We start from the raw sequence: 26,314 nt of genomic DNA on the forward strand, positions 1-26,314 counted from the left end.
TGAATCAACGCATCCAAAGACTCAAGCCACTCGGCCGTCTCCTCCGGATCACGATCAGGCAGCTGATTGGTCAACCCACTACGGATATGGGAATTTTCGTCTCGCTGAAGCATTGTTACCACTTTCCACATTGCATTCGCATGCCGCCGTGAGAGTGAGGCGGCGTTGTCATGCCTGTCAGGGTTTACTGGCAGGCGGGGCAGGCTGGGGAGACTGTCTGGGATCAGAAGTCTCGTAAAATTATCGTCCTACGAAAAATAAATATTGTCTGTTGAGAATATTGTGACATTAGGGGACGGGGGAGCGCATCCCCCAACCGTCACGAAGGAGTCATCTTGACTCTGATTAACCGGACTTCTACTGTGACTTTCATATAGCAAGAACTAATTATCCCTCCTTGGACTTTTCTCCCGGAGGCAAAGGTGGGGGAAACTGCCGCCAGCGAGGAGTGCAAGTGAACAACGATCACGGGTCAACCAGCAACGGGGGGCCCTTAGCGTCCAGCAACGGCAAAGTCATGCTGATCACCGGAGCTGGATCAGGAATTGGCCGTGCCGTGGCGCGTGAAGCCATTTCTGCCGGCTACCGGGTGGTTCTGGCGGGCCGGCGGGAATCGGAACTTCAAGCCAGCGCTGCAAGTGGACCGAAGGTGCTGCTGGTTCCCACGGACGTTACCCGCCCCGAGCAGGTGAAGGCGCTTTTTGCCCGCGCCCTGCAGCATTTTGGCCGGGTGGACGTCCTTTTCAACAATGCCGGCATCTTCGGCCCCTCGGGGGCCGTTGATGAGATTTCCCTGGCCGGTTGGAATGAAACCTTGGCGGTCAACCTCACGGGCTCCATGCTTTGTGCTGCCGAAGCCGTGCGCACCATGAAGACCCAGGAACCTCAGGGAGGCCGGATTATCAATAATGGCTCCATTTCCGCCCACTCGCCACGTCCACAATCCGTGGCCTACACCGTGAGCAAGCATGCCATCAGCGGTTTGACCAAGTCCCTTGAGCTCGATGGCCGGGCCTTTGGGATCAGTGCCGGCCAGATCGACATTGGAAACACAGAGACGGAGATCATGGCCGAGCTCGATGTCGCCACCGGTGCTTTGCAAGCCAACGGCAGCCTGGTGGTGGAGCCGACCTTCCCCGTTCAGGAGGCGGCCCGGACAGTGCTGTTCATGGCCGGGCTTCCGGCCAGCGCCAGCATTGGCCAATTGGTCATTACAGCCGCCGGGATGCCGTTTGTGGGCCGCGGTTAGCCCCCAGGAAGCACAGCCAAGGCCCCAAGTTGGCCGGCGGCCGCCTTCCCAAAGGAGGCAACCGCCGGCCCACTCAGGGCGGGAAAACGCTAATGCTTGGCGTTGGGCTTGGCCGCCGTCTCCGCAGGGAGCGGGGGCGAGGCGGAGGCACGTTCCTGTGTGGAACCGGCCGCCGCGGGCGTGGTGGGAATCTGGCTGGTGATGAGCACCTCGTTGCCGTTGGCATCGATGAGCTTGCCGTTTTCGCAACGGTCGCCATCCAGGAGGCATTCAAGCACCTCGGGGCTGACCTGCCGGTCAGTTCCGGCGGCAAAGACCGAGGGGTTCTCAGAGTTGCCGAACTTCAAGTGGTTGAACAGCAGGTTCAGCAGGATGGCCACGACGGCGGCAGAGCTGATGCCGGAGTGGAAGATGGTGGCGAACCAGCTGGGGAACTTGTCGTAGAACGTGGGTGCGGCGATGGGGATGATGCCGGCGCCGATGGCCGTGGCAACGATGATCATGTTCATGTTGTTCTTGTAGCTCACGGAGGAGAGCGAGCGGATGCCACTGGCAGCCACCGTGCCGAACAAGACGATGCCGGCTCCACCGAGCACAGGCGTGGGCACTGCTGCCACAACGCGGCCCATGATGGGAAGAACACCCAGCACCACCAGGATGACACCGCCGGCGGCCACCACAAAGCGGCTCTTGATTCCCGTGACGGCCACCAGACCCACGTTCTGGGCGAAGGCGCTTTGGGTGAAGGAGCCGAAGATGGGGGCAACAACGCTGGCGGCCATGTCGGCGCGCAGGCCATCGCCAAGGCGGCGCGAGTCGATCTTGGTTTCCACGATCTCGCCAACTGCCAGGATATCGGCCGAAGTTTCAACCATGATCACCAGCACAACAATGAACATGGAGATGATGGCGGCAATGTGGAAGGTGGGCATGCCCAAGTGGAAGGGGGTCGGGAAGGCAACAATCGAGCCCTCGCCAATCTTGGAGAAGTCAGCCATTCCCACTGCCAGGGCAATGAGTGTGCCGATGACCATGGCCAGCAGGATGGAAAGCCGTGAAATGGTGCTGCTGCCAACCTTGCTCAGGAGCAGCACAATGGCCAAGGTGACGGCGGCGAGGCCAATGTTGGCGACACTGCCGTAGTTTTCAGCTGTCCTGTTCCCGCCCATGGCCCAGTTTGCGGCAACCGGCATCAGCGACAAGCCAATGACGGTGATGACCGTGCCGGTGACCACCGGGGGGAAAAAGCGGATGATCTTGGAGAAGATGGGCGTGATCAGCAGGCCGACCGCCGAGGAGACAATCACTGCACCAAAGACGCTTTGCAATCCTCCGCCGCCGTTGACAATCGCCACCATGGTGGCCACGCCGGCGAATGAGACGCCTTGGACGAGGGGGAGCTGGGAACCGAAAAACGGTACACCAATGGTCTGCAGGAGGGTAGCGAGGCCGCCCATGAATAGACACGCGGCAATAAGCAGTCCAATGTCCGCCGATGCCAGGCCCGCGGCCTGGCCAACAATCAATGGCACGGCCACGATGCCGCCGTACATGGTTAGAACGTGCTGGAATCCATAGGCAAAGTTTGCCCCGATTCCTAGTTTTTTATCCTCTGGCCTGGTGGAAACTACGGCTGCGGATCGTGAATTCTTGGTCATAGCGGACCTCCTTGTCTGCTTACCCTGGTAAAACGGCAACGCACTGGGGGTGTTGCCGCGGCAGGCGGGGGAGTGGGTCCCCCGCCTGCCTGCTTAGTGCTGGCGGAAATGCCGGGTGTTTCTAGCAGAAACCTGCAACGCCTTCCCAGACGTTGCCGGCATCGCTGGCGTTTTCGCGGGTGACTGTCGCTTCGATCAGGCCGTAGGGGCGGTCTGCTGCGAAGAAGACTTCATTGGGGTTGTCCTGGCCGAAGGGGGACAGGTCAACCAGGAAGTGGTGCTTGTTGGGCATGGAGAACTTCATTTCGTCAATCTCCGGGTGTGCCGCCAAGACCTTCTGACCCATTTCGAACAGGGTGTTCTGCAGGGCGTGGGAGAAGTTCTCGCTGAAGCCTTCGAGCAATAGCGCCTTGACGTCCTCGTAGGAGGCGTTGAAGTCGAAGTCGCCGTCGACCGCTTCGGGGTTGAAGCGCCAGCGTGCTGCGACGTCGGTGGCCAGGATGCGGTCGCTGGTCTCGGCCAAGGTGGTGTACTTGTCAACGGGGAATCCGGAGAAACCCGACTGCGTGGACTTCAGGACTGTGAGATCCTTCAGGCCGGCCAGCACGTGGGTCTTGCCGCCATCCTTGACCACCACGGCCGTGCGGATTTCCTGGTTGCTCTTGACGAAGGCGTGGTCATGCTCCTGGCCCTTGGCCTGGATGCGGTTCCAGGCGTAGGATTCCGCGGCCCAGCGGCCACCGGTGACCCAGTCGAACTCCGAGGTGAAGTGGGTGCCCAGACGCAGCAGGAAGGCCTCCGGTGAGCCCACGCCGTCACGGGCGAAGCCGTAGACGGTGTTCTTCTGGGTGTCGGTGGGGACCACGTGGGCGTTGTCGCCATCGAGGTGCGCGGCCTGGAAGTCTCCGCGCAGCTGCGAGGTGACGTTCAGGTCTTCGATTTCGTGGCGGTCGGTGTCGCGGGTGATCTTGACCAGGCGGACTTCTGCCTTGCCGAACTGGTTGGCACCCAAAATGATGTTGTTGTTGGTCATGACTAGTTTCCTCGGTAAGTTGAGTAGGCGAAGGGACTGAGCAGCAGGGGCACGTGATAGTGGTCCTGGCTTTCCTTGACTGTGAAGGTCAGGGATACCTCCGGGAAGAAGGTGTCCGTGTTGATGCCGGCGAAGTAGGCTCCGGTGTCAAACCGCAATTGGTAGTTTCCGCTTTGCAGTTTTTCCGGGCCAAGATCTTTCACCCGCCCGTCAGCATCAGTGGTGCCCGTCGCAATCTGGAACCATGCCTCGCCGTCGCGGGCGTAAAGCTCGACGGCGACACCTGCGGCGGGTTGTCCTGCCGCGGTATCCAGAATGTGGGTGGTTATATGGGAGACGCTCACGCGCTCATCACTCCTTCGAGTCGCAAGACTGCAATTTCACGCAGTTGCTGGGCAACAATGAGTTCTTCCTCAGCAGCGGAATTTTCCAGCCGTTGGTGCAGGACGTCGATGATTTCCTGGGGTGAACGTCCCGCTGCCCGGATCAGGAAGACTTGGTCGAACCGTTCCTCATAGGCGCGGTTGCCTTCTGCCAAGGCCTGGATGACGGCGGCATCGGCGGGATCAACGGCAGCCTGTTCCTTGCGGGAGAGGCTCGCTTCGGCACTTGCCCCCGAGGCTTTTTCGCCGATGCGGGGGTGGTGTGCCATTGCCGAGGCCACCTCTTCAGGGGTGAAGGGGGCGGCAGCGGTTGTTGCGGTGTTGAGGAGTTCGTCCAAATCGGCGAACGGCCGGGCGGCTATGATTTCCTGCGCCCATCGTTCAATGTCGAGGCAGGGTCGAAGCGCGGTCAGTAATTCTGTTGGCTCAGCTTCATTGAAGTGTGCAAGCAGCATTGCTTGTAGTCCTTGCGTGTCGGCGCTGGCATCCACGGTGTACGCTATGCAAAAAGTTTCTTTCGCATCGTGGAACTGTTATTTCAGCATATGAATAGTGAATAGCATCACAACTGAGATGTCAAACACAATCCTGCTCGAGTTCAAAGTATGAAGTCCGCCGGGCCGCTCCTGGCGGCGACATTGACGCCCGGACCTGCGGAAACTAAAATCATTTCATACTTCAAAATTATAATTCCACATCACGAAAAAAGGACTGACATGTCACCTCAGCTGAAAACCGGCCAGAAGGCCCCCGACTTTACCTTGACCGATGCAAAGGGCGCTGCAGTGAGCTTGTCCGACTATGCCGGACGCCAAGTCATTGTCTACTTTTACCCCAAGGCTGCCACCCCCGGCTGCACCACCGAAGCCTGCGATTTCCGCGACAGCCTCCCGGCCTTGCACGCTGCAGGAGTGGACGTGGTGGGAATCTCCACCGACCCCCAGGATGCGCTGCAGGCTTTCATTGAAGACCATCAGCTGACCTTCCCGCTGCTTTCGGACCAGGACCATCAAGTGGCTGAGGCGTGGGGGGCCTGGGGTGAGAAGACAGTCAACGGCCAGGCAATGGTGGGCACCTTGCGCTCCACCGTCATTGTCGACGCCGACGGGACGGTCCGCAGCGCGGAGTACAACGTCAATGCCGACGGCCATGTTGCCCGGCTGCGCACCGAATTGGGCCTGTAGCACCAGCCTCCCGCCGCCGGCCTGCACAACCGGCCAGCATAAAAATGCCGCTGCGCGGCTTAAATTGACGCCCCGGCGTGGTGGAATCACTGGGATTCCACCACGCCGGGGCGTTCATCTGCCCTGCCATGGGGCCGAGGCTGCCTACTTGTGGTTTTCCTCCACGAACAAGCATTCCGCTGGCTTGTGGCCGCTGCTGGAATCGCTGGCGACGGAGCTGCCGTCAATGGTGATGGAGCAGGACAGGTCCGCCGTGGCACCGTTGGCGTACTTGGCCACCACAATGATCTTGGTGAAGGTGGAATCGCCGGGCAAGGTGAGCTCTTGGTTGTAGGGAAGTTTTTCAGTGTTCATTTCGCCGCCGCTTTCCTTGCCTTCGGCGCTGACAATCACTGTCTTGACCAAAGCCTCGCTGCGGCTGCCCTGAACGTTCACTGTGACGGCCTTCCCGCCGGCGGACCCGGCGGCGGGCGCAGCAACGTCCGGGGAACCGGAAGCGGAGGCGGCCGGGGCCTCCGCGGTGGTGGGCGCCGCCACAGCCGGGGCGTCCTCCGTGGCGGGATCGGCGGGGGCGGCCTGCGGGGAACAGGCGGACAATGACAAGCCCAGCAGTGCCAGGAGCAGCGGGGCGGTGCGGTGCAGGGGGGTTTTTGACGTGATTGTTTGAAAATTGGTCATTGCATCATGATTGCCCACCGGCTGCGGGAAGTGAAAATCCTTGGAAGTTCCCTCAGCGGATTTTGGCAAGCAACGCAGGGCTGATTCCACCACGCCACCGGCTGCTGTAAATGATGCCCCGGCCGGCGGAGTTCCCCGGTTCACCGTGGACCCGGTGTTCACGCCGGTGCCGGCAAGGTCCGCCTGCTCCAGGGAGACGATCCTGCGCCCATGCCCGGAGCATTCCAGCCCTGGACGGCGGAGCATTGGGCAGCTTTTCCGGCCGCCGTGAAGCGGCTGTGGCGAGTCAGTGTCCGCGCGGGTGTTCCAAAGGTGCTGCGCCCAGCAGGGCGCGGGTGTACTGGTGCTGTGGATTGTTGAACACCGTTTCGGTGGCTCCGGACTCCACCACTTCCCCGGCGCGCATGACCAGCACGTCGTCACTCATGTGCCGGATGACGGAAAGATCGTGGGAGATGAACAAGTAGCTCAGCCCCAGGCGCTGCTGCAGTGCATCCAGCAGGTCCAGCACCTGGGCCTGGATGGAGACGTCCAGCGCGGAGACCGGTTCGTCACAAATCAACAGCTGCGGCTTCGGGGCCAGGGCGCGGGCAATGGCCAGCCGTTGACGCTGCCCACCTGAAAGGGTGGCGGGGCGGCGGTCGGCTGTTTCCGGGGTCAAACCCACCAGCTGCAGCAGCTCGGTGATCTGCCCCGCCCAAGCGCGCGGATTGCGGGTGGCCCCGCCGCTCAGCGCATCGGCGAGCAGCGCCGCCACGGAAAAGCGCGGGTCAAAAGATGACAGCGGGTCCTGATAAATGGCACCCAACTCCGAGCGGCGGCTGCGGCGTGCTGATTCAGGCACGCCGCTCCAAGGCTTGCCAAACAGTTCCACCGTGCCCGCGTCCGGAGTGAGCAGCCCCAGCACCATGCGTGCGGTGGTGGTTTTTCCCGAGCCGGATTCCCCCACCACCCCCAGGGTGCGCCCTGGCAGCAACTCAAAGTCCACGCCGCGCACAGCGGGAAAGTCGGTGGATTTACCCGTGCGGAAGCTCTTAACAAGGCCGCTGGCGCGCAGGACGGGCGTTGTTTGGGTCCGCACCGCTGTGGCGGGGCCCTTCGCACCGGAAGCCGGCGCCCCCGGTGCTCCCGGTGTTGCCGGCGGGGCCGGGGAGAGGCGCATGAAGCGCGGCTTGCCGGCCGGGACGGCTGCCAGCAGAGCCTGCGTGTAGGGATGTTGTGGATCTTCCAGAAGCTGGGTTCGGGGCCCGTGCTCCACAATCCGGCCGGCTGCCATTACGGCTATGGTGTCGGCCACGGCGGCAACTGTTGCCAGATCGTGGCTGATCAACAGCATGCCCGAGCCCGCCTGCCGGAGCTGTCCCAGCAGGTCCATCACGGATGCGGCAATGGTGGCATCCAGGGCGGTGGTGGGCTCATCGGCAATGATCAGCGCCGGGTCCAGGGCCAGCGCCGAGGCAATCAGGGCCCGCTGGCGCATGCCTCCGGAAAGCTCCCCGGAGCGTTGCCTGGCGCGGCGGGCAGGATCGTCCAAGCCCACGGACTCCAGCAGGTCAATCACCCGTGCGGCCCGCGCCGATGCGGACATTTTCGAGTGCAGACGCAGCGCATCATCGATCTCCCTGCCCACCGTGCGCAGCGGATCCAGCGAGGTCAGGGCATCCTGCAGGATGAGCCCCACCTTGTTCCCGCGCAGTTCCCGCCAGTTCCGCTGCGAAAGCGCGCGGCCATCGCGGCCGGCCACTTCCAAGGCCCCGGCCTGCACCACGGAACCTGGCCCGGCCAAGCCCATGAGGGCCCTGGCCGTTACCGACTTGCCGGAACCGGATTCACCCACCAGCGCCAGGCATTCCCCGGGGTGCACGGTGAAGGACAGCCCCTGCACCACTTGGCGCCCATCGAAGGAGACGTTCAGGTCCTCCACCCGCACCACGGGACCCCCGGGGTGCGGATCCTTGATCCGGCTCACGGCCTGCCCCCGGACTTCAACGCGCGCGAGAGCACGGTGGACGCCGCGGCCACCAGCACAATGGCCAGTCCGGGGAAGACTGTCATCCACCACGCCAGCGACAGGTACGTGCGTCCGGCCGAGAGCATGGTGCCCCATTCAGGTGCCGGCGGCGGGGAACCCAGACCCAGAAAGCTCAGCGAAGCGGCCCATAGAATGGCCTGCCCCAAGCCCAGTGTGGCCAGCACGGCCAGCGGTGCCAGGGCATTGGGCAGGATGTGGACGCCAAGAACCTTCATCCGGCTGCGGCCCAGCACAGTGGCGGCCTCCACCATGGGGGAGGTGCGCAGCGCAATGATCTGTCCACGGATCAAACGGGCATAGCCGGGAGCGCTGGTCAGTCCCACCGCCACCACCGTGGTGGTCACACCGGGCCCGGCCAAGGCAATGAACACCAGGGCCAGCAACAGCCCGGGCAGTGCAAAGAGGACTTCCAGGACGCGGCCAATGCCAAAATCCAGCCAGCGGCCGCCAAAACCGGCCAAGGTTCCCAGCACCAGCGCCAGCCCCAAGCCGATGGCCGTCGCGGCGGCGCCAATGAGCAGTGAGGGCCGGGCGCCGTGGATGATCCGCGAATAAATGTCGCGTCCCGATTCGTCAGTTCCCAGCACGTGCCCGGCGCCGGGAGCGGCGAAGGCGTCGGCGGGGCTGATGGCCAGCGGGTCCAGCGGCGCCAAAAGTTCCGGTGCAATGGCTGCTGCCATAAAAAAGATCAGGACGACGCCGGCCAGCACCGCCGGGATCCGCGCGGCCCAGCTTGCGGTCCTGGTGCTGGTGCGCCGGGATGGGCTGCGCACCGGCTGGGCCAAGACCGGATCCCCGGCCGGCAGCTGCGCCTTGTCCACGCTCATGGTGCCTGGATCCGGGGATCGGCCAGCCGCTCCACCACGTCGGAGACGGCCATGATCAGCACATACGCGGCCGCGGAGAGCAGTGCCACGCCTGTGACCAGTGGGATGTCCCGCGCCGTGACGGCCGACAGCAGTGAACGGCCCAACCCCGGACGGGCAAAAATGGACTCCACCACCACGGCACCGGAGAGCAGGGAGCCAAAGGCCCAACCGGAGAGGGCAATGCCGGGCAGCGCGGCGTGCCGCAGCGAATGCCGCAGCAGGACGCCGGTCTCCGATTCCCCGCGTGCCTTGGCGGAAAGGGCGAAGGCCGAGCGTTGCGCCTCCGCCATGGTGTCACGCATGACCTGTCCCAAGAATCCTGCCAGGGGCAAGGCCAAGGTGAGCACCGGCAGGACCAGACCCGCCGCTGTTGCGGTGCTGACAGGCGGCAGCCAGCCCAGCATGGTGGAGAACAGCAGAATCAGGACGCTGGCCAGCCAAAAGTGCGGCACTGCGGCCGCCACAATTTCCATGCCGGAGGCAATGGCAGCCCCCACTGCTCCGCTTCGGGTGGACAGGACCGCCAGCAGCAGGGCCAACGCCCATGCCAGCAGCAGCGCCAGCACCGCAAGGGTGAGGGTGGGCGGAACCAGTTCGCCCAGCACCTCCAGGACGGGGCTTTTTAGCGAATAGGAAGTCCCCAGATCGCCCGTCACCAAACGGCCCAGCTGGCCGAGGTACTGCATGATCAACGGCTGGTCCAGGCCGTACTGGGTACGCGCCGCGGCGAGGGCCTCCGCCGAAGCCTGGGAGCCGGGGCCGCCCATGATCGCCTCCGCGGGGTCACCGGGGATCAGCCGGATGCCGAAGAAAATGGCCGTGGCCACAGCCCACAGGACAAACAAGCCCCCACCCAGTTTGCCCAGCAGCCAGCGCACGGACCTTCCAGGTGAGGGCCGTGCGGGCGGGGCGGGTGGGGTGCTCATGGGACTGTGTGGCTCTTGGTGCTAGTTGGCCAGCCAGCTGTCAAAGAACGTGGGACTGGCCACGGCCGTGGTGGCGCCCACGTTCTGCAGGGCATCAGAGTGCAGGAAGTGGTTTTGCTGATCGTACAGCGGCAGCAGGTAATAGCCCGCCAACACCTTTTGCTGGGCCTGGGTGTACAGATCCTTGCGCTGGGCCTCGTCCTCGGTGGCCCCGGCCTTGTCCAGCAGCGCGTCGAGCTCGGGATCCTTGACCTGGGAAAGGTTGGCGAAGTAGCCCGAGGGTGCGGGGATGGTGGAATCGGAGTGGAAGAGGATGGCCAGCACACTGGGGCCCACCTTGGTGTACGGGGCGGAAACCAGATTGTAGTCATTCTTGGCCAACTGCCCGTACCAGCTGGAAATGTCCAGCAGGTTGATTTTGATTTCAAAGCCCGATTCCTTGGCGGTGGCCTGCAGCTGCTCAAACAACGACTGCTCGGCCGGGATCGACTGGCTGGTGCTCACCGGGAAGGTCAGGGAGAGCCTGACGCCGTCCTTGACCCGGTACCCGTCCGCGTCACGGCTGTCCCAGCCGGCGGCGTCCAGCAGCTCTGCAGCCTTGGCGGCGTCGTAGGCGAACAGTGATTCCTGCGAGTACGCCAAAGGCTCCACACTGGACAACGGCGAGTACGAGCGGGTGGCCGTGCCAAAGAACAGCGAGTCAATGCCGGCATCCACGTTCACGGCATGCACAAACGCCTCGCGGACTTTAATGTCATTAAAGGGTGCCTTGGCGGAGTTCAATTCAATCCGGTTGGCCGCTCCCGGTCGGGGGGCGTCCAAGTGCTTGATGGTGGAGGTGGCTGCGGCGGCGGCAATGGTGTCCGGCTGGGCGTTGTCAATGATCTGCACTTCACCGGCCTGCAACGCCGCAAAGCGGGTTGCCGCCTCGGGGATGAAACGCCAGGTGATGCCATCCAGATAGGCGGCCCCCTGGTGCGTTGCATCCGGATCAGGCACCGTGTAGCCGGTGTTGCGGACCAGGTTCACCGCATCCTGCTTGTCCCAGGACTCGACCTTGAACGGTCCGGTGCCCACGGGCGATTCACAATTTTCCGCCTGACTGCGCTTCAGGGCCGTGGGGGATTCAATGGCCACCCACGGCATGGAGAAGGACTCAAGCAAGGCGTTGTCCGGGCTTGTCAGCTTCAACTCCAGGGTGCTGGCATCCACGGCCGTCATGGACTCAATTTTCCCCAGCGCCAAATAGCCGGTGGAGGAGGCCGTGGCGGGGTCCAAAAGGTGCTCAAAATTGGCTTTGACGGCAGCGGCATCCAGGGCCGTGCCATCGGTGAAGCTGATGCCGGAACGGATTTTGACGTTGCGGATCAACCCGTCGTCGGAGACGGTGGAGTCCTCTGCCAGCCAGGGGACCAGCTGGCCGTCGGCGTCCTTGGTGTAAAGCGTCTCAAGGTATTGCGAGGACACCAGGGCCTGCGGATAGTTGCCGCCCACGTGTGGATCCAGGCAGCTGGGCTCCGCATCACCGGAGGCGTAGACCAGCGTGCCCCCGGTGACAGGGGTGCCGGCGTCGTCAGGGGACGTTGAATCCGTGCCGCCGGAGGTGCAGCCAGCCAAGGCAAGGCCGGCGGCCAACGCCGCAGCGAGCGGCAACAGCCGGGGGGACAAGGGGCGCGCGTGAGTCATGAGCTTCTTCCTGCATTAGCTGCGAAGTGGAGCATGCTGCGGCGTCCGCTGCCGGCAATCTCTGCCCGGGGCGGCAGGTGCACGGCAGCAGGCACCACCGCCAACTTTATCCCGTCCAGGGACCGGGGGCCCCGGGCTGTGGGCCAGATCATGCGCCGCGCCGTCACAATTGGGCAATGATGATTTTTTTCATGGCGAGCATGCGCTGATAGGCGCCGGGCTTGTGCATGAGCTGGTCCATGTTGGCCGGCACAATTTGCCAACTGACCCCAAAACGGTCCACCACCCATCCGCATTGTTCGGCCTCCGGCACACTGGACAGGGCCTGCCACAGGGTGTCAATTTCCTCCTGGTCGGCACAGGCAACTTCCAGGGACAGGCCCGGGGAAAACGTGAAGTCATGGTCCGTGCCGCCATCCATGGCGGAGAACCACTGCCCGGCCAGCGTGAACTCGGCAAACATGAGGCCGTCCGCGCCCGCCGCCTGGGGCACGCTCATGCCAAGGCTGGAGTCCGGGAAGAGTCCGGTGTACAGCTCAATGGCCGCTTGGGCCTGGGCCTGGGGTCCGGTGAACAGGAATTGCGGAATCACCATGGGCCGCCGTTCGGCCGCCGGATCGCTGAGCATCAGCTGCCAGTTCACCCCAAAACGGTCCTCCACCCAGCCGTAGAGCGCACTGTGGGGGTACCCGCCCAACTCCATGCGCACCTCTCCGCCGTCAACGAAGGCGTCCCAAATGCTGTGGAGGCAAGCGCGCGCCTCCTCCTCGCCGCCGTCGAACAGCAGCGGGTCCAGGTTCACAATAAGGGACAGCGCCGGAGTGGGCAGAAACTGGTTTCCGGCATTGATCAGGCGGAGCAGGCAGCCGCCAAGATTCACATCCACCACCAGGGGCTTGCCGGCAAAATCGCGTTGGAAATCCGGCAGGTCCTGCGTGGGGTAGCTCATGGCCACTTCGCTGGAGGTTTGCGGCAGCACCGCGGCATAAAACTTTCCGACCTCGAATGCGTTGCCTTGGCACCAGATGTTGGGCACAATCCGTTGCATGTTTCCTCCTCGTGGAGCTTCCAGCATGTCACTGCCCGCCCGTGGCAGCAATGCATCCCAGCCAAGATCCTCACGGTTTTGGAACTGCTGCCAGGAATCCCCGATCAAGCCAGTCAGCAAGCAATCCGGCAAACAGCCCGGGCCGTTCGTGCATGAGCGCATGACCGGCGCCATCCACCATGGCCAAGGTGGCATGTGGGTATTGCCGGTGCAACTCCAGGGCGTCGCGGTACCCCACGGTGGAGTCGCTGCGGCCGGCAACGATCAGTGTTGGAGCCTCGCAGCTGCCGGAATCAAGCTCCCAGTGCGAGAAGATTCGAGCCAGCGCGCGCTCATCCACCAGTTCCATCCCCGGCACCACATGGTCGCGGTAGCGGCGCGCCGTGGCCGGGGTGCGCACCACAAAGTAGTCATTGAAGCCCTTCCGCAGCCCGGGCAAAAGAACATCATGGGCCCCGTTTTCCTGGTGCACCACGTGGTGCGCAGGCACATCACGCGGCTGGGCGGCAAGGGGGCAGATCAAGGCCAGACCCAGCACCAGATCCGGCCGCCGTGCCGCCACCCCCTGGGCCAAATACGCCCCGTAGGAATGGCCAAGGAGTAAAACGGGGCCAAGTCCCAGCTGCCCAATAAAGTCAGCCAAGCGCAGCACCACCTCATTGTTGCTCCCCAGATCTCCCGCTGGCGATTGCCCCATCCCGGGTAAATCCGGATAAATCCGCCGGCAGCGCGCCACCGTTGGCAGGGTCTCAAGCGCCGCCGCAATTTCACGGTGATCGACACCGGCACCGTGCAGGGCAACAAGTGGCACGCCGTCACCGTGGACCACAGAGTGCAGCAAGACCTTCTCAGGACGCAGCTCCATGGAACCATGCTAGAGAGCGGGCCGCTGCTTGTCATTGACAGGAACGGGCATTTCATTCATTCTGGCCACAAGGCGCAAACAGCGGCAGCGAAAAGAGCATCCGGTCATGGTCGCATTCATTTTCTCCCTCATGGCCCTGGTGTTGGTGGCGCTTCTGCTGGGAGTGCATTTGACGGGCTACCTGATTCTCAATCCGGCCCTGCGGCGCCTGGAAGCGGCGCTCTACATCCCCGTGAAGCAAAGCGTTGACAACACAGCACCGCGTTTGGCCAAGCCGCTGATGCTCGCCAGTTTGGCCCTTACGGCAGCTGCCATCACAGCCGGTGCCCTTGAGTTCATCCCCGCCGTGGAATTTGCCGCCATTGCCGCGCTTTTGGCCCTGCTGGTGACCTTGTGGGCCATTGTCCGCGGTGACCTTCCCATCAACAGGGAGATGGCGCACTGGTCGGTGGAGAGTCCGCCGCCTCACTGGCGTGCGGTGCGCACCGGCTGGGAAAGATTCTTCGGCCTCCGGGTTGCGGCAAACACCTTGGCACTGCTCGCCTTGGGCGCCGCGGTGGTGGCAAGCGCCAGCCGGCTCCACTGATGTCCCGGTGGCTGCCGGCGTGGGCAATGGTCAGCTGGGCCGGGCTGTTTATTCATAATCTTGCCGATCTGCCCGCGCACACAATTTCCAGTTCGGAGTCATTGCTCCCGCTGCTGATCACCGTGGCACTTGTGGTGGCCTGGTTTACACCCTGCCGGGGCGCCGCCACTGCCATGATGCTGGCATGGGCCCTGCTGAACTTCGCCGGTGCCATTGTCACGGTGCTGCCGCTGGCAGCACTGCCCTTCAGCCCGGAACAGTCAGTGCTCCACTATGCCTTCCATCTGCTGTACGGGCTCACGCAACTGCCCCTCATCATTGCCGCGCTGCTGTGGCTGCGCCATCGGCGCCAAGGCCGTGTGGTGCGCAATCCGGGAAGGCCCGTGCCACCGCGGGGCCACGGTTGAGGCCCGCCCGAACGGCAGCCACCGAAGATCGATGGGGTGCTGCACGGGCACGCCCGCCAGCCACTGCCCGGGCAGGACTTTGACGCCTGCGGTGCCGGGAGCCCGGCGGCATGTGTCCGGCTGCCAATCAATCAGGCAGGGGGTGGGGCAGCTGCCAGCCGGGTCCGTCAATCCGGCGGCTCCACGCTGGTGGATTCCTTCAAATCGTCCTCGGAGACCCCGTCGGTTTCCAAGTGCCCGTCCGAGGCCTCATGGGGCTGCAGGATGGGATCGGTGCTTTCATTTCCCGCCTTGTCCAAGCCATTGTTGGCCCCCAAGGCCTCCGGATCCAACTCCGTGCCGCCTTGCTGCCCACCTTGGCCCGCATCGGGCACTTCATCTTCGGGTGCAGGGGTGCCGTACCCGCCCTGGGTGTCGTCGGGGGATTTCGTGGTCATTGCTGCTCCCTACGTTCAAGGTCTACAAGGACAAAGCGGTGCCGGGGACTCCAAGGAACCCCCAACCCACGATGGCACTGCCGCAGGCGGGCGTCAACCCTCCGGCAGCTGCTGCACCACGGGGTGCCGGCCCGTTAGCGCTCCTGAATGCGGATGATGCGGCGCTGGCTGGCCACGGCAATGGCCGCCGTGCGGTTGTCCACTGCGAGTTTTGCGTAAATGTGCACAAGGTGGGTCTTGACGGTGGCCTCGGAAATGAACATGTGCTTGGCGATGGCGCGGTTGGAAAGCCCTGTGGCCAAGAGCTCCAGGAGCTGCACTTCACGCGGCGTCACCGCGGGGGCGGGATTGCTCACCCGGTCCATGAGCAGCGCGGCAACCCTGGGGGTCAGGGCGGTTTGCCCGGCGGCCGCAGCCACCACGGCCTGGTGGATTTGCTCCGGCGGGGCGTCCTTGAGCATGTACCCGCTGGCACCGGCCTCCACGGCGGCCATGATGTCAGCATCCGTGTCATAGGTGGTCAAAATCAGCACCGAGGGCGCATCCCCGGCCAATTTGATCCGCGCCGTGGCGCTCACACCATCCATGCCGGCACCCATTTGCAGGTCCATGAGCACCACATCCACCGGCTCGCCCAGAACCCGGAGCCGTTGCAGTTCCTCGATGGCCGCGCCGCCGTCGGCCGCCTCGGCCACGATGGTGATGCCCTCAAGCCCGCTGAGCATGGCCCGCAGCCCGGCCCTCACCACCGGATGGTCATCGACCAACAGGATCCGAACCTCATCCATTGCTTCCCCCCTTTGCTGCGCCGTCCACCACAGCCGCAGCATCCACGGGCAGCCGGATGGCCACCACGGTTCCTTCTCCGGGCGCCGATTCCAGTTCCAGGGAACCGTGGAGGGCGCCCACCCTTTCCCGCAGCGAGCGCAGCCCGAAGCCGCTGCCATCGGTCCGTGCCGCCATCTGTGTTGCCAGCGCCGCGGGGTCGAAGCCCACACCGTCGTCGTAAATGTCCATGGTGACCTCGGTGCCCAGAAAGGAGACACTGACGACGGCGTTGTGCGCCCCTGCATGGTCCTGCACATTGGCGAGGCTGGCCTGGGCCGCGCGCAGCAGGGCCGCCCGGTAAGGCTGCGGCAGTTGGATTTCCTGCCCGTCCAGTTCCAGCCGGCAGCGCAGCGGGATGCCGCGCGCCGCGGCCCCCGTTTCCGTGGCGGCGCACAACCGGTGCAGGCTCTCCATCAATGTGCTCTCCTGCAGCTGCGGGGAGGAAAGCCCACGGACAAAGGTCCGGGCTTCGGCCAGGTTTTCCGACGCCGTTTTTTGCACCAGCGCCAAGCGTTCCGAGGCGGTGGCGGCGTCGCCGTCCTTGAGCGACTTTTCGGCGGCGCGGGCCACCAACACAATGCTGGAAAAACCCTGTGCCAGGGTGTCGTGGATTTCCCGGGCCAGCCGTGCACGCTCGGCCAGCACACCGGCGTCGTGCTGGGACGCTGCCAGCTCGGCGCGGGTGCGGCGCAGCTCCGCGGCCGCCAGGCGCTGGTTCCGGGCTTCGTTGTACAACGCCTGGTATGCCAGGCCGGTCACCACGGAGAACGCGGCGCCAAACATGGGGCCCAGGACGGCTGCCAAATGCGGCACGGGCTGGCCGCTGGCCAACCACAGGGACACCACCACCGCCACCGTGATCAAGCTGATGGCCAGCAATGCCGGACGCCGCGGCAGCAGGTGCAGCTGCAGAAAAAACAGGGGGAAGGCCAGCCAGGCAAAATCGGCGCTTCCGGCCAGCAGAACCGCCCACAGTGCCGTGACCAGCCCCAGCCACAGCATGCCGTAGCGGCGCGGGTCAAAGCCTGTCCGCCCGGTGGCAAAGCGTTGTTCAGCGGTGGTGCCGGCCAGGTATACGCCGGCCAAAAGCGCTGCGATGGCAGTCCAGAGATACTCCGGGGCACCTGCACCTGCCGAAAGCAGCATCCGCACAACGGCCACGGCCAACAGGACCGCGAATCCCACGTGCAGGGTCACGCGCAGCACCTTCAGGATCGCGGCAGAGGGCGCGGCATCCAATCCGTGGAGCAGGTCATCGGTGGTGCCGGTCCGCTCCGTCGGCGTCGGAAGGTCAGTGGCGGGCATTTGATCAGCTTATGCGCCGCCGGCCGCGGTGGCATCAACCAAATGGTTGAGCTGGGCATCAACCATTCTTCCCGGATAGATCAACCGGCTGCGCGATGGCCTGCGGGCCTTCCCGCGGGAGAGTTGAAACAAGGGCATTTGAGGCCCCAGCCATCCTTTACTGAAAGAAGAACCACCGTGTTTTTAGCCATCCGCGACATTCGCTTCGCCAAGGGCCGCTTCGCCCTGATGGGCGGCGTGGTTGCCCTCATCACGCTGCTGTTGGTCATGCTCTCGGGGCTTACGGCCGGGCTCGGTGACCAGTCGACGTCGGCCCTTGAAAAGCTTGAATCCGATCCTGGCAATGGGGTCGCCCAGGCGGTGGACGCCATTGCTTTTGGTGCTGCCGGAACCAGCGCGCCGAAGGCATCATTTACCGAAAGTGAAATTACCGCCTCCCAGCTTGAGCACTGGCAGCGCGCAGCGGGAGTGTTGAACGCGGAGGCTTTGGGCATCAGCCAAACCCGGCTGCAGGCTGTAGACGCCCAGACGGGGGAAGGCGCCGGAACCACCAACGTTGCGGTGTTTGGCGTGGCAGCGGAGGGAGGGCTCGCACCGTCACCGGTCACGGCGGACACGGTGGTCATTGGCGACACCGTGGCCAAGGAGCTGGGCCTGACAGCGGGGGGCAAGGTCAGTGTGGGTGGAGTTGACCTGGTGGTCAGTGCAGTGGTTGCCGATCAGTGGTACTCCCATACCGCTGTGGTCTGGACGGCACTGCCCACATGGTCCACACTGGCGCACCTGCCCAACCCGGAACAGCTGGGCACAGTGGCCGCCATCACCTACCAGGACGGTGCAACCGTGGACGAGGCAGCTGTGAACGACGCCGCAAACACCGTCAGCACCTCCCGGACAGGATCTTTCCAGGCCTTGGGTTCCTACAAGAGCGAGAACGGTTCCCTGATGCTGATGCAGGCCTTCCTCTACGGCATTTCGGCCCTGGTGATTGTGGCGTTCCTGACTGTTTGGACGGTGCAGCGCACCCGTGACATTGCAGTCCTGAAAGCCATGGGCGGATCCAGCGGCTACATCCTGCGCGACGCCATCACCCAGGCTGCCATGGTCTTGCTGGCCGGGGCGGGGGCAGGTGGCTTGATTGGAGTGGCGGGCGGCTTCATTGCCGCCCAGGCAGCACCCTTCCTGGTCACTCCCGCCACCACCTTGCTGCCGATCGCGGGGGTGGTGGTGCTGGGCTTGGCAGGATCAGCAGCAGCCGTTTTCCGCGTCACCAAAGTGGATGCGCTCATTGCCCTGGGCGGCAACTAAATCTCCTCAACGCGCTAAGACGACCACCCCCTCTTTGAAAGGCAACACCATGTCCTCACCAGCCAACCCCCTCACCCTGCAGACCTCTTTGCGGCACCCGTTGACGCTCACAAATGTCACCCTCCAATACCCGGATGGGGACGGGATCACCACTGCCTTGGATGCGGTGGACCTCAGCGTCCAGGCGGGCCAAATGATGGCCCTGGTGGGTCCGTCCGGATCGGGCAAATCCAGTCTGCTGGCCGTGGCCGCCACACTGGTCCGCCCCACCCATGGCGTCATCACCATTGACGGCACCGACGCCACCGGACTCAGCGACAAGGAAATGACAACATTGCGGAGGGAAAAAATTGGCATCATTTTTCAACAGCCAAACCTGCTGGCTTCGCTGACAGCCGTGGAACAACTCATCCTTGCCGACCACCTGCGCGGCGCCAACATCAAGGAATCCAGGGTGAAAGCCTTGGAACGCCTGGATGTGGTGGGACTTGCCGGCAGCGTGGACAAGCGTCCACACCAGCTGTCCGGGGGCCAGCGGCAGCGGGTCAACATTGCCCGCGCACTCATGGGGGACCCCAAGGTCCTGCTTGTGGACGAACCCACCGCGGCCCTGGACCACGAACGCAGCAACTCAATTGTGCGGTTGCTGCGCCAGGTGACCGACGACTTTGCGGTGGCCACCATCATGGTCACCCATGACCTTGAATTTGTGCCGCTGGCCGACGCCGTGGCCACCATGCGCGATGGCCGCCTCGGCGACCCGGCCGCCGCAGCCCCTTCCCGCCACGGGGCCATGGATCTTTCCTGAAGGTCTATTTTTGCCCGGCAACAGGTGCAGGACCCGAAGGCCGACGTCTCTGCGGGAAACTGACAGCGGGAGAGGCAATGTTGCAAAAACTGCAGCATCCGGGCCTCGGCCGGGCCTCGGCCGGGCCTCAGCCCGATGATGACCGTGCGCAGTTTGACGGCTGGGGAATCTTCATTGGCCATTGGCCATTGGACACTGCGCACCAACCTTCTTTGCGCTGGGCATTGCCCTGCGGCTGGTGCCCGCACGCGCAGCCGGCCCGTCGCGCCATGGCGGCGGGTTCAGCGGATTTTTCCGCCATGGAGGATCCGCAGCCGTCTAATTGAATTGGCTGCCTGGTAGAGCGTTTCACCGGCGTAGGGCATCCCGCCGCGGAGGCGAAAGTGCACCGCCACCCAGACGCTGACGGCGCGTTCGAACACCCACAGCGGCGCCCACAGCGGTGCGGTTTTGGCAAACACCTCGGTGCCACGGTTCCGGCACCGGCCCAACCCGGCAAGGACACAGGGCACTGCCAGGGCCAGCAGGAGCGCTCCGGCTTTGCCGTGTTTAACTGCACGCCAAAGCACCACCACGAGCAGGGGCAACAACATCAGCTCCACCAGGAGCCGGCGGGGTTGGGCAAAGTCGTCGTACGCCTGGCGGACGCGTTGGCGCAGGAAGTGCGCGGTGGTGGGAGGCAGGCGCCGCACGAACAGCCCGCTGGCTTGCCTTTCCCGCCCTCCGGCGGCCTCGATGGTGCGCAGCAGTTCCAGGTTCTCAAACAAGACATTGCCGTCGTAACCACCGGTGGCCAGCACCGCTGAGCGCCGCACGCCGAAGGTGCCCGGATAGTCGGCGCCAAACGTCCTGTTGATCAGTGTGCGGGCGGTGTCCAGGCGGGCATGCCACGGCAGGGGTGCAAAATAGTTTTGGGGCCGGACAATGTCGGCGGCGGCCAGGAGCTCAAGGATCTGTCCAAGTGTGCTGAATTCATATCTGACATCGTCATCGGCGATGATCAATAGCTCGGTTGCTGCCAGTTTGATTCCCGTCATGACGCCGGCGACTTTCCCATTGGCGCCGGCACGCGGCTGCGGTGGCACATGCCGGATGGGAGGGGCGAATGCCTTGGCATGTTGGCCAAACAGTTCCTGGGCGGAACCGTCAACCACCAGCACGTGCATCCACCCGCTTAGTTGCTGTAGATAGCGGGCCAGTTCCGCCAAGCCCTCATCACCGCTCCAGCGCAGCGGCAAAATATAGGTGGTTTCAAGCTGGGAGGGTGCGGAAAATTGCACGGACATGCCCCTTTGGAAGTTGGACACCCCGGGAAACAACTGTCCAGCCATTGTAGGCAGGGAACGTCCAGTGCCTTCAAGGATTGCCGCACCCCACTGCCTTGACCCGCAGTCGCAGCCGCCCTGGCGGTGCCGGTGCCAATGCAGTGTGGTGCCACCTGCCGTTAGGCTGGCGGCATGGCTAAATCAACGCAAACCACCGTGTCCAATCTGCGATCCAAAGTAGGCGCTGCCCTTGTCACCGGCGCGGCCGGTGGGCTGGTGACGCTGGTGGACCCCGCAAAATTCTCCGCGACGGCGCGGTGGTCGTTGATTCTGGGCACCGGCGCGGCAGGAGGCTTTGCGGCCTGGTGTGGTGCGGGCCTCGGGACTGGCGGCACCACGGGGGTCCGGCCCCGCTTGTTTGTGGCATTGGGGCTGGGTGGACTGCTTGCCGCCGGCACCAGGGCCGGATTCGCACTGGATGGCGCCATTCACCAGTTTCTGCTGCGCCGTGGGGTGGACAATCCCCGCATGGTCATGGCCATCAGTGCCGCTGTGCTCACTGCTGCCGCTGCTTTGGCGGAATCAATCACCGACGACGACGGGGACGAGCCCGGCACGGCGGAGGCCGCAGCGTAAACAGCAAGGTATCCCCGGCCACGGCGCCGCTTGTTTTACCTATCGTTTAACGATACATTCTTATTGACGTTCAATAGGAGGTGGTTATGGGAAAGTTAACAATCCTGGCTCTGCGCATTGTTCTGGCGCTGGCGCTCGCAGGGTCCCTGTTTGTGCAGGTGGTGATGGTTCCGCTGCTGGTTGTGGACCTTCATGAAGCGGCGGCTCCCACGGGACTGGTGGTGGTGCCGATTGTGCTCATAGTGGTGCTGGGGATCCTCTGCCTGCAGGTCACCGTGGCCTGTGTTTGGCGGCTGGTGACCATGGTGGGACGGGACACTGTCTTTAGTGGCGCGGCCTTCCGTTTTGTGGACATCATCATCATTGCGGTGGGCGCCGCCGCGGCCCTGGTGTTTGCCCTGGCCGTTGTGCTGGCCCCGGGGGAGGCTGTGGCGCCGGGAGTGGTGCTGCTCATTTGTGGGCTGTCGCTGCTGGTGGCCGGCATTGCACTGGTGATCCTGGTGATGCGCAAGCTCCTGGTTCAGGCGGCCTCCATGCGCTCCGAGCTCAATGAGGTGATCTAATGCCGATCGTGGTGGACATTGACGTGATGCTGGCCAAGCGGAAAATGTCCGTGGGTTCCTTGGCCGAGCGGATAGGAATTACCCCGGCCAATTTGGCGGTCCTGAAGAACGGGCGTGCCAAGGCGGTGCGCTTCACCACCCTGGAGGCCTTGTGTGAAGCGCTGGAATGCCAACCGGGCGATCTGTTGCGCTGGGAGTAGCGGCGCTGCCCGCCGACGCAAGCCAGCGACGCAGTCCGTCCTATAAATCCATCGAATGGACGATAAGCTTCATCCATGATCCCAAGCTTTGACACCTCCGTACTGCTCGATGAGATTCCGCCCCAGGAAGTGGCGGCACTCGTGCAACAGGCGCAGGGTGCACAAAAGCGCCTTTCCGGTGTGGCCCTGGTGGCCTTGGTGGTGGTATGCCTCGCCGTGTGGATGGTGTGCTCCCTGGGCATGGCCCAAGCGGCGGTGGATTCCTTTTCACTGCGGAGCCCGGTTCTAAACGTTGGCAGCTATATCTTCCTTGCCGGTGCCCTGGCCGCGGGCATCGGTTTCTTCCTGCAGTCCCGGGGCGAAGACCCTGAACTGCAGCTTGCACGCCTGGAGCGTTTTGTGCAGCGCAACGGCCTGCGGTACGTGAAGGACCCCAAACGGCCGCGCCTGACCGGGTTCATTTTCGAGCAGGGCGACGAGCCGCGTTCGGAGGTCCGGTTCAGAAGCGGTCCGGGCCACCCTTTCCCATTTGAAATTGCCCGTTATTCCTACCGGACAGGTCCGGTCCTTAGGGACAGGAGCAAACGTTCCACCCGGGTCAACTGGACATATCTTGCCCTGACGGCCGGCCGATCCCTGCCCCGGACCTTGCTAAATGCCAAGAAGAACGATCGCTGGCTGGTTTCCAGCGTGCCGGCAAGTCTGGCCTCATCCCAGCTCGTGCCGCTGCCCGATGGACTGCAGGACCACTTCAAGCTGTATGCCCCCGACGGCCACGCCCCCGAGGCGCTGCAGATGTTCACGCCGGGGGTCCTGGACATGCTCCGCCGCGTGGCGCCGGATTTTGATGTGGAGACCGCAGACGATCAAATCATCTTCTTCACCCGAAAGTACCTTGATCTGCACACGACCCAGAGCTGGGAACAATTCTCCCAGCTGGTGTTTGGCGTGGGGGCCGCCATGGTCACCGGCGTTGAGGAGCGGTTGGCGCCTTTTGCGGGCAGCACCCCCGCTGCGGCATTGCCGGGACGGACGGTTTTGCGCAGGAGCCGGGTGAGCCCGGCGCTGCTGATGTTTGCCGGCGCTGGGGCGGTATTGCTCGCCGCCCGGTTGTTGCTCACCGGCCCGTTGGCGGGACTGCTCTAATGGGGATCTTCGATTTCCTTTCCGCAGACAAGCGCGCGCAGGCGCGGGCGGAAAAGGCGGCCATGGACAAACGTGTGGCGGACTTCAAAGCAGTGCTGCCGGCCGGCGCCGGGGTTTCCGTGGAGACCGGGCGGGACGGGATCTTCACGGCCTACACACTGCACATGAACGGCAACCGCACCGAATACCCCATCCTGCTGGCGCGCACCGCCCCCATCCTTGCCGGCTTGGGACGGCTCGATGAGGTGGATCTTCGCATCACCACCGGCAGTGGGGGGAAGGGCGCCGTTTCGCTGCTGCGCATCTCGGGTCAGAACCCCGGCCCGCAGGCCATCAACTCCTTGGTGCAGGGTCATGACGCCCTGCTGGCGCTGTTGCCCAACCATTCGCTGACGGTGGACGGTCGCTACGGCAACTTCACCGTTGCCGGCGTGCAACGCACGGAGGCTGTTGAAGTTGGCCGGCAACTGGCCAAGGCGTGGGAGGCGTTTCTGGCCGACCACCTTGAGCTCTGGCCGCTGTCGGAAATGGCCGTGCACATTGGGGCATCCACTTCGGATCCGCAGCTCAGCTATGCGGTGGGCATTGCCGGCACCGACGATGACTTTGAGGACGGTGCCAACGACGACGATGGCCTGGAGGTGCCGCTGGACGAGAGCAGGAAAAATGCTGCCCGGGCCCTGGCGGCATGGCGGGACAGTCTGGCCGACCTCGACGCCATGGGCAAGGTGACCATCCGCAGGGGCTTCTGCGCCCGGCTGCACTTCCAGCCGCCCACATTCGAGCCGCGCCTGACGGTGGAAAACCTGGAAGAATTTGAAGATGACGCGCAGGAGGCAGCTGAAATGGTGGCTGCCATCCACTTCCACAACCCTGATTCCAAGCTCAAGCCATGAACCGTTCCCAGGACACAGCCGCTAGTTGAGGCTGATGGCAGGCACTGCCATTTGGAAGCCGCACTGGCAGCGCAGCACGGTGCTTTCCACTTCCACCGCCGGGGCACTGGCCAGGTCGTCGTCGTCGACCTTCATGGCTGTCAGCTGCAACGCGCCCTCTGCCATGGGCTCGCCGCAGTGGATGTAGTGGCCACCCAAGTGGGCCACAGGTGCCGGATCGGGCTGGTTGGCCAGGAACCGGGCCACGTCCACGGGGGTGGATTCGTGGACGTAGGGCGTGAGGCAGTTGCCGCAGCTGTAGCTTAGGGCCAGGCGGCCCAGGAGCTTGGGGCCCGCAAAGTCGAGGGATTCAATAATGAGTTTCTCGGCGGAATTACAGGTGGTGCAGCTGATGGTGGTGGCGGAGGATTCCGCGGACTCGTTGAAGAAACTGGGCGATCGGTCAATGGACATAATAAACCTGGCTTGCACTGTTGGGGAGGCTGCGGAAACTCGCCGCGGTGGTAGCTTCCCCGGGAAATGGTGACTAGCGAGACGGCAATGGAGCGTCAGTCTTTCTATATATGCAGCCGATAGTCTTAGAACTTTTATTCTAACTGAGAAGGCATTTTTATGCTCGGTGCGTTCGCGGCAAAACTGTCCAAGCCAGCGGACCGGACCGGCCTGGGTTGGCCGGGGCTTGGCCGGCCGCGCACAACGCAGCCGGTGGCGTCGCCGCGCGCGGGCGGATATTCTCAGCTAATGGCCGATCCAGTAGTTTCCACAGTGCACGCCCACGGCCTGACCGGGCGCGTTTACGCCTCGGCAAGAGGGCCCAGGGAGGCCCGGACGCCGGGATCCCATGACGGCGTGGCCTACGTGCTCATCCACGGCATAGGCGTCTCGCACCGCTACCTTGCCCGGCTGCACAGTGTCCTGGCCAGGGGAAGCGCCACCTATTCCATTGATTTGCCCGGTTTTGCCGGCACCCCCAAACCCCCACGCCAGCTTTCCATAGCTGACTATGCGGATTTTATCCTTGCCGTGTTGGCGCAGTTGGAGGTGGGGCCCTGCGTCCTGGTGGGACATTCCATGGGCGCCCAATTTGTGCTTGAGGCCGCCCTCCAGCGCCCTGCCCTGGTGGCCCGGCTGGTGTTGATGGGACCTGTGACCGATGTTCGACGCCGCAACCCCCTCCGGCAGGGCTGGGACCTGGCACTGGACTCGGTCATTGCCGAGACGCCGAAGGCCAATTGGATGGTGTTCAGCGATTACTGGCGCTGCGGTCCGCGTTGGTACCTGAGGGAGCTTCCCGTGATGTTGGGCTACCCCATCGAAGACCGCATCACGGCCCTCACAGTTCCCGTTTTGGTGCTTCGCGGAGTGCGGGACACGGTGGCTTCGCATCCCTGGTGCGCACAGTTGGCAAGCCTGGCACCCGCGGGACGGCTGCAGGAGGTCCCAGGCTGCGGCCATGTGGTTCAGCACAAGGCCCCTGAAGAGGTGGCTGCGGCCATTGAGGCGTTTGTGGCCAGTCCCCCCACACCGCTGGAGGCCACTGCATGAACGGTGTCCTGCGCAAGCTCGGGTGGTGGATCCGCGACTATGTTTATGCTGTGGCGGGACAAATCCATGCCACGGTGTCCACCACGCAGGCGGCGTCGTTTCGCACCGGCGAACTTAAAGCGGTGGTTGTGATCCCGGGAGTCTATGAAAGCTGGAAGTTCATGCTCCCGCTCATCACGGGCCTCCATGCGGCCGGGCATCCGGTCCACGTGGTCCCTGAGCTGCACAGAAACCGTTTGGATGTCCGTTCCTGCGCCCGGATCGTTGCCCGTTACATCCAGCAGGCGGGATTGGACGAAGTGGCGGTGCTGGCCCACAGCAAGGGTGGGCTGATTGGCAAATATCTCATGGTGGCGTTCGATGGCGAGGTGCGCATAACCCACATGGTGGCCGTCTGCACGCCTTTTGCAGGCTCCCGCTATGCCCGGTACCTGCTCATTCCCAGTCTGCGCATATTTTCCCCCCGTGACGCGCTGACCTTGCAAATGGCGAAGGAAGAGCGGGTCAACGCCCGGATCAGTTCCCTGTACGGCCCCTTCGACCCGCACATTCCCGAAGGCAGCGTGCTGCCCGGGGCCCGGAACATCCAGCTGCCCACAGCGGGGCATTTTCGGATTCTGGCAGATCCGGTGACACTGTCCACGGTGCTGTCCGAAATGCGGGACGTTCCGCCCCGCACCGCTTCACCCGAGGCGCAGGGGGCGCTGTGAATTTGCTGCGCCAGCGTGCATGATGGGACAAAGGCCCGGCAACGGCGTCTAAACGTGGAAACC

30 protein-coding genes are annotated in these 26,314 nt (G+C 63.8%); 13 read left to right on the forward strand and 17 right to left on the reverse strand.

The features are described from left to right. Positions 1-517 precede the first annotated feature (517 nt). Positions 518-1,249, forward strand: a complete 732-nt coding sequence (locus tag ACFUCV_RS03100) for an SDR family oxidoreductase (RefSeq protein WP_380812351.1) — start codon at positions 518-520, stop codon at positions 1,247-1,249. Positions 1,250-1,338: 89 nt separating this feature from the next. On the opposite strand, the gene ACFUCV_RS03105 is transcribed toward ACFUCV_RS03100, so the two are convergent. The 4 genes from ACFUCV_RS03105 to uraD all read right to left on the reverse strand — a co-directional run bounded on the left by ACFUCV_RS03105 (position 1,339) and on the right by uraD (position 4,778). Continuing rightward, positions 1,339-2,907: a nucleobase:cation symporter-2 family protein gene (locus ACFUCV_RS03105; RefSeq protein WP_380811922.1), complete on the reverse strand. Its 1,569-nt coding sequence runs from the start codon at positions 2,905-2,907 to the stop codon at positions 1,339-1,341. A gap of 121 nt (positions 2,908-3,028) precedes the next feature. Next, positions 3,029-3,940: a factor-independent urate hydroxylase gene (pucL, locus tag ACFUCV_RS03110; protein WP_380811924.1), complete on the reverse strand. Its 912-nt coding sequence runs from the start codon at positions 3,938-3,940 to the stop codon at positions 3,029-3,031. Positions 3,941-3,942: 2 nt separating this feature from the next. Next, positions 3,943-4,284 carry a hydroxyisourate hydrolase gene (gene uraH, locus ACFUCV_RS03115; RefSeq protein WP_380811926.1) on the reverse strand — a complete coding sequence of 114 codons (342 nt, stop codon included), beginning with the start codon at positions 4,282-4,284 and terminating at the stop codon, positions 3,943-3,945. Next, positions 4,281-4,778: a 2-oxo-4-hydroxy-4-carboxy-5-ureidoimidazoline decarboxylase gene (uraD, locus tag ACFUCV_RS03120; RefSeq protein ID WP_380812353.1), complete on the reverse strand. Its 498-nt coding sequence runs from the start codon at positions 4,776-4,778 to the stop codon at positions 4,281-4,283. The genes uraH and uraD overlap by 4 nt, the downstream gene beginning before the upstream one ends. A 261-nt stretch (positions 4,779-5,039) precedes the next feature. Here uraD and bcp point away from each other — a divergent pair, with 261 nt between their 5' ends. Further along, the gene (bcp, locus tag ACFUCV_RS03125; protein ID WP_380811928.1) at positions 5,040-5,507 is read left to right on the forward strand and encodes a thioredoxin-dependent thiol peroxidase; all 468 of its coding nucleotides are present in this window, start codon (positions 5,040-5,042) and stop codon (positions 5,505-5,507) included. 144 nt (positions 5,508-5,651) lie between these two features. Here bcp and ACFUCV_RS03130 read toward each other — a convergent pair whose 3' ends face one another. From ACFUCV_RS03130 to ACFUCV_RS03160, 7 genes are all read right to left on the reverse strand, one after another. After that, the gene (locus ACFUCV_RS03130) at positions 5,652-6,185 is read right to left on the reverse strand and encodes a hypothetical protein (protein WP_380811930.1); all 534 of its coding nucleotides are present in this window, start codon (positions 6,183-6,185) and stop codon (positions 5,652-5,654) included. A gap of 286 nt (positions 6,186-6,471) precedes the next feature. After that, entirely contained in the window at positions 6,472-8,154 is a 1,683-nt protein-coding gene (locus tag ACFUCV_RS03135; protein WP_380811932.1) for a dipeptide ABC transporter ATP-binding protein, read from the reverse strand. Continuing rightward, positions 8,151-9,044 (reverse strand): ABC transporter permease, encoded by an 894-nt coding sequence (locus ACFUCV_RS03140; protein ID WP_380811934.1) that lies wholly within the window; start codon positions 9,042-9,044, stop codon positions 8,151-8,153. The genes ACFUCV_RS03135 and ACFUCV_RS03140 overlap by 4 nt, the downstream gene beginning before the upstream one ends. Further along, on the reverse strand, positions 9,041-10,012 hold the full coding sequence (locus tag ACFUCV_RS03145; RefSeq protein WP_380811936.1) for an ABC transporter permease: 972 nt from the start codon (positions 10,010-10,012) through the stop codon (positions 9,041-9,043). The genes ACFUCV_RS03140 and ACFUCV_RS03145 overlap by 4 nt, the downstream gene beginning before the upstream one ends. Before the next feature lie 21 nt (positions 10,013-10,033). Then, positions 10,034-11,698, reverse strand: a complete 1,665-nt coding sequence (locus ACFUCV_RS03150; RefSeq protein ID WP_380811938.1) for an ABC transporter substrate-binding protein — start codon at positions 11,696-11,698, stop codon at positions 10,034-10,036. A gap of 163 nt (positions 11,699-11,861) precedes the next feature. Continuing rightward, complete coding sequence (locus tag ACFUCV_RS03155; protein WP_380811940.1) at positions 11,862-12,746, reverse strand: VOC family protein; 885 nt, start codon at positions 12,744-12,746, stop codon at positions 11,862-11,864. Between the two features lie 70 nt (positions 12,747-12,816). Further along, positions 12,817-13,611, reverse strand: coding sequence for an alpha/beta fold hydrolase (locus tag ACFUCV_RS03160; RefSeq protein ID WP_380811942.1), 795 nt, complete (start codon positions 13,609-13,611; stop codon positions 12,817-12,819). Positions 13,612-13,717: 106 nt separating this feature from the next. Here ACFUCV_RS03160 and ACFUCV_RS03165 point away from each other — a divergent pair, with 106 nt between their 5' ends. Together ACFUCV_RS03165 and ACFUCV_RS03170 are read left to right on the forward strand one after the other, a co-directional pair. After that, complete coding sequence (locus tag ACFUCV_RS03165; RefSeq protein ID WP_380811944.1) at positions 13,718-14,197, forward strand: hypothetical protein; 480 nt, start codon at positions 13,718-13,720, stop codon at positions 14,195-14,197. Continuing rightward, positions 14,197-14,604 (forward strand): hypothetical protein, encoded by a 408-nt coding sequence (locus tag ACFUCV_RS03170; RefSeq protein ID WP_380811946.1) that lies wholly within the window; start codon positions 14,197-14,199, stop codon positions 14,602-14,604. The genes ACFUCV_RS03165 and ACFUCV_RS03170 overlap by 1 nt, the downstream gene beginning before the upstream one ends. Before the next feature lie 167 nt (positions 14,605-14,771). On the opposite strand, the gene ACFUCV_RS03175 is transcribed toward ACFUCV_RS03170, so the two are convergent. The 4 genes from ACFUCV_RS03175 to ACFUCV_RS03190 form a co-directional block, all read right to left on the reverse strand. Beyond that, a complete protein-coding gene (locus ACFUCV_RS03175) occupies positions 14,772-15,041 on the reverse strand; it encodes a hypothetical protein (RefSeq protein ID WP_380811948.1) in 270 nt (89 codons plus the stop codon). A gap of 134 nt (positions 15,042-15,175) precedes the next feature. Next, complete coding sequence (locus ACFUCV_RS03180; protein ID WP_380811950.1) at positions 15,176-15,829, reverse strand: response regulator; 654 nt, start codon at positions 15,827-15,829, stop codon at positions 15,176-15,178. After that, complete coding sequence (locus tag ACFUCV_RS03185; protein ID WP_380811952.1) at positions 15,822-17,174, reverse strand: sensor histidine kinase; 1,353 nt, start codon at positions 17,172-17,174, stop codon at positions 15,822-15,824. The genes ACFUCV_RS03180 and ACFUCV_RS03185 overlap by 8 nt, the downstream gene beginning before the upstream one ends. Before the next feature lie 9 nt (positions 17,175-17,183). Further along, positions 17,184-17,312, reverse strand: coding sequence for a hypothetical protein (locus ACFUCV_RS03190; protein ID WP_380811954.1), 129 nt, complete (start codon positions 17,310-17,312; stop codon positions 17,184-17,186). A gap of 39 nt (positions 17,313-17,351) precedes the next feature. Here ACFUCV_RS03190 and ACFUCV_RS03195 point away from each other — a divergent pair, with 39 nt between their 5' ends. Both ACFUCV_RS03195 and ACFUCV_RS03200 read left to right on the forward strand, forming a co-directional pair. Continuing rightward, the gene (locus tag ACFUCV_RS03195; protein WP_380811956.1) at positions 17,352-18,482 is read left to right on the forward strand and encodes an ABC transporter permease; all 1,131 of its coding nucleotides are present in this window, start codon (positions 17,352-17,354) and stop codon (positions 18,480-18,482) included. Between the two features lie 49 nt (positions 18,483-18,531). Then, positions 18,532-19,290, forward strand: coding sequence for an ABC transporter ATP-binding protein (locus tag ACFUCV_RS03200; RefSeq protein ID WP_380811958.1), 759 nt, complete (start codon positions 18,532-18,534; stop codon positions 19,288-19,290). A gap of 281 nt (positions 19,291-19,571) precedes the next feature. Here the strand turns inward: ACFUCV_RS03200 and ACFUCV_RS03205 are convergent, their stop codons facing one another. Continuing rightward, positions 19,572-20,576 carry a glycosyltransferase gene (locus ACFUCV_RS03205; RefSeq protein ID WP_380811960.1) on the reverse strand — a complete coding sequence of 335 codons (1,005 nt, stop codon included), beginning with the start codon at positions 20,574-20,576 and terminating at the stop codon, positions 19,572-19,574. Positions 20,577-20,747: 171 nt separating this feature from the next. Between ACFUCV_RS03205 and ACFUCV_RS03210 the strand changes: the two genes are divergently transcribed. The 5 genes from ACFUCV_RS03210 (at position 20,748) to ACFUCV_RS03230 (ending at position 23,996) form a co-directional block, all read left to right on the forward strand. Continuing rightward, the gene (locus ACFUCV_RS03210) at positions 20,748-21,191 is read left to right on the forward strand and encodes a hypothetical protein (protein WP_380811962.1); all 444 of its coding nucleotides are present in this window, start codon (positions 20,748-20,750) and stop codon (positions 21,189-21,191) included. A gap of 86 nt (positions 21,192-21,277) precedes the next feature. After that, on the forward strand, positions 21,278-21,754 hold the full coding sequence (locus ACFUCV_RS03215) for a DUF2975 domain-containing protein (protein WP_380811964.1): 477 nt from the start codon (positions 21,278-21,280) through the stop codon (positions 21,752-21,754). Then, complete coding sequence (locus tag ACFUCV_RS03220; RefSeq protein WP_380811966.1) at positions 21,754-21,954, forward strand: helix-turn-helix domain-containing protein; 201 nt, start codon at positions 21,754-21,756, stop codon at positions 21,952-21,954. The genes ACFUCV_RS03215 and ACFUCV_RS03220 overlap by 1 nt, the downstream gene beginning before the upstream one ends. A gap of 75 nt (positions 21,955-22,029) precedes the next feature. Further along, the gene (locus tag ACFUCV_RS03225) at positions 22,030-23,100 is read left to right on the forward strand and encodes a hypothetical protein (RefSeq protein ID WP_380811968.1); all 1,071 of its coding nucleotides are present in this window, start codon (positions 22,030-22,032) and stop codon (positions 23,098-23,100) included. Next, positions 23,100-23,996, forward strand: coding sequence for a hypothetical protein (locus ACFUCV_RS03230; protein WP_380811970.1), 897 nt, complete (start codon positions 23,100-23,102; stop codon positions 23,994-23,996). The genes ACFUCV_RS03225 and ACFUCV_RS03230 overlap by 1 nt, the downstream gene beginning before the upstream one ends. A gap of 21 nt (positions 23,997-24,017) precedes the next feature. Here ACFUCV_RS03230 and ACFUCV_RS03235 read toward each other — a convergent pair whose 3' ends face one another. Further along, complete coding sequence (locus ACFUCV_RS03235; protein ID WP_380811972.1) at positions 24,018-24,449, reverse strand: hypothetical protein; 432 nt, start codon at positions 24,447-24,449, stop codon at positions 24,018-24,020. Positions 24,450-24,737: 288 nt separating this feature from the next. Between ACFUCV_RS03235 and ACFUCV_RS03240 the strand changes: the two genes are divergently transcribed. Both ACFUCV_RS03240 and ACFUCV_RS03245 read left to right on the forward strand, forming a co-directional pair. After that, the gene (locus ACFUCV_RS03240) at positions 24,738-25,541 is read left to right on the forward strand and encodes an alpha/beta fold hydrolase (protein ID WP_380811974.1); all 804 of its coding nucleotides are present in this window, start codon (positions 24,738-24,740) and stop codon (positions 25,539-25,541) included. Next, positions 25,538-26,251 (forward strand): esterase/lipase family protein, encoded by a 714-nt coding sequence (locus ACFUCV_RS03245; protein WP_380811976.1) that lies wholly within the window; start codon positions 25,538-25,540, stop codon positions 26,249-26,251. Before ACFUCV_RS03240 ends, ACFUCV_RS03245 begins: the two co-directional genes overlap by 4 nt. Positions 26,252-26,314: the final 63 nt, after the last annotated feature.

Source organism: Specibacter sp. NPDC057265 (assembly GCF_042668835.1).
Taxonomy (GTDB): domain Bacteria; phylum Actinomycetota; class Actinomycetes; order Actinomycetales; family Micrococcaceae; genus Specibacter.

Coding starts and splice junctions, on each gene's coding strand:
- ACFUCV_RS03160 (WP_380811942.1), bottom strand. CDS start 13,611: ATGGAGCTGCGTCCTGAGAAGGTCTTGCTGCACTCTGTGGTCCACGGT.
- ACFUCV_RS03235 (WP_380811972.1), bottom strand. CDS start 24,449: ATGTCCATTGACCGATCGCCCAGTTTCTTCAACGAGTCCGCGGAATCC.
- bcp (WP_380811928.1), top strand. CDS start 5,040: ATGTCACCTCAGCTGAAAACCGGCCAGAAGGCCCCCGACTTTACCTTG.
- ACFUCV_RS03155 (WP_380811940.1), bottom strand. CDS start 12,746: ATGCAACGGATTGTGCCCAACATCTGGTGCCAAGGCAACGCATTCGAG.
- ACFUCV_RS03210 (WP_380811962.1), top strand. CDS start 20,748: ATGGCTAAATCAACGCAAACCACCGTGTCCAATCTGCGATCCAAAGTA.
- ACFUCV_RS03200 (WP_380811958.1), top strand. CDS start 18,532: ATGTCCTCACCAGCCAACCCCCTCACCCTGCAGACCTCTTTGCGGCAC.
- ACFUCV_RS03185 (WP_380811952.1), bottom strand. CDS start 17,174: ATGCCCGCCACTGACCTTCCGACGCCGACGGAGCGGACCGGCACCACC.
- ACFUCV_RS03190 (WP_380811954.1), bottom strand. CDS start 17,312: ATGCCCTTGTTTCAACTCTCCCGCGGGAAGGCCCGCAGGCCATCGCGC.
- ACFUCV_RS03130 (WP_380811930.1), bottom strand. CDS start 6,185: ATGACCAATTTTCAAACAATCACGTCAAAAACCCCCCTGCACCGCACC.
- ACFUCV_RS03175 (WP_380811948.1), bottom strand. CDS start 15,041: ATGACCACGAAATCCCCCGACGACACCCAGGGCGGGTACGGCACCCCT.
- ACFUCV_RS03150 (WP_380811938.1), bottom strand. CDS start 11,698: ATGACTCACGCGCGCCCCTTGTCCCCCCGGCTGTTGCCGCTCGCTGCG.
- ACFUCV_RS03225 (WP_380811968.1), top strand. CDS start 22,030: ATGATCCCAAGCTTTGACACCTCCGTACTGCTCGATGAGATTCCGCCC.
- ACFUCV_RS03105 (WP_380811922.1), bottom strand. CDS start 2,907: ATGACCAAGAATTCACGATCCGCAGCCGTAGTTTCCACCAGGCCAGAG.
- ACFUCV_RS03215 (WP_380811964.1), top strand. CDS start 21,278: ATGGGAAAGTTAACAATCCTGGCTCTGCGCATTGTTCTGGCGCTGGCG.
- ACFUCV_RS03170 (WP_380811946.1), top strand. CDS start 14,197: ATGTCCCGGTGGCTGCCGGCGTGGGCAATGGTCAGCTGGGCCGGGCTG.
- ACFUCV_RS03145 (WP_380811936.1), bottom strand. CDS start 10,012: ATGAGCACCCCACCCGCCCCGCCCGCACGGCCCTCACCTGGAAGGTCC.
- ACFUCV_RS03205 (WP_380811960.1), bottom strand. CDS start 20,576: ATGTCCGTGCAATTTTCCGCACCCTCCCAGCTTGAAACCACCTATATT.
- ACFUCV_RS03180 (WP_380811950.1), bottom strand. CDS start 15,829: ATGGATGAGGTTCGGATCCTGTTGGTCGATGACCATCCGGTGGTGAGG.
- pucL (WP_380811924.1), bottom strand. CDS start 3,940: ATGACCAACAACAACATCATTTTGGGTGCCAACCAGTTCGGCAAGGCA.
- ACFUCV_RS03140 (WP_380811934.1), bottom strand. CDS start 9,044: ATGAGCGTGGACAAGGCGCAGCTGCCGGCCGGGGATCCGGTCTTGGCC.
- uraD (WP_380812353.1), bottom strand. CDS start 4,778: ATGCTGCTTGCACACTTCAATGAAGCTGAGCCAACAGAATTACTGACC.
- ACFUCV_RS03240 (WP_380811974.1), top strand. CDS start 24,738: ATGGCCGATCCAGTAGTTTCCACAGTGCACGCCCACGGCCTGACCGGG.
- ACFUCV_RS03220 (WP_380811966.1), top strand. CDS start 21,754: ATGCCGATCGTGGTGGACATTGACGTGATGCTGGCCAAGCGGAAAATG.
- ACFUCV_RS03245 (WP_380811976.1), top strand. CDS start 25,538: ATGAACGGTGTCCTGCGCAAGCTCGGGTGGTGGATCCGCGACTATGTT.
- ACFUCV_RS03230 (WP_380811970.1), top strand. CDS start 23,100: ATGGGGATCTTCGATTTCCTTTCCGCAGACAAGCGCGCGCAGGCGCGG.
- ACFUCV_RS03165 (WP_380811944.1), top strand. CDS start 13,718: ATGGTCGCATTCATTTTCTCCCTCATGGCCCTGGTGTTGGTGGCGCTT.
- ACFUCV_RS03100 (WP_380812351.1), top strand. CDS start 518: ATGCTGATCACCGGAGCTGGATCAGGAATTGGCCGTGCCGTGGCGCGT.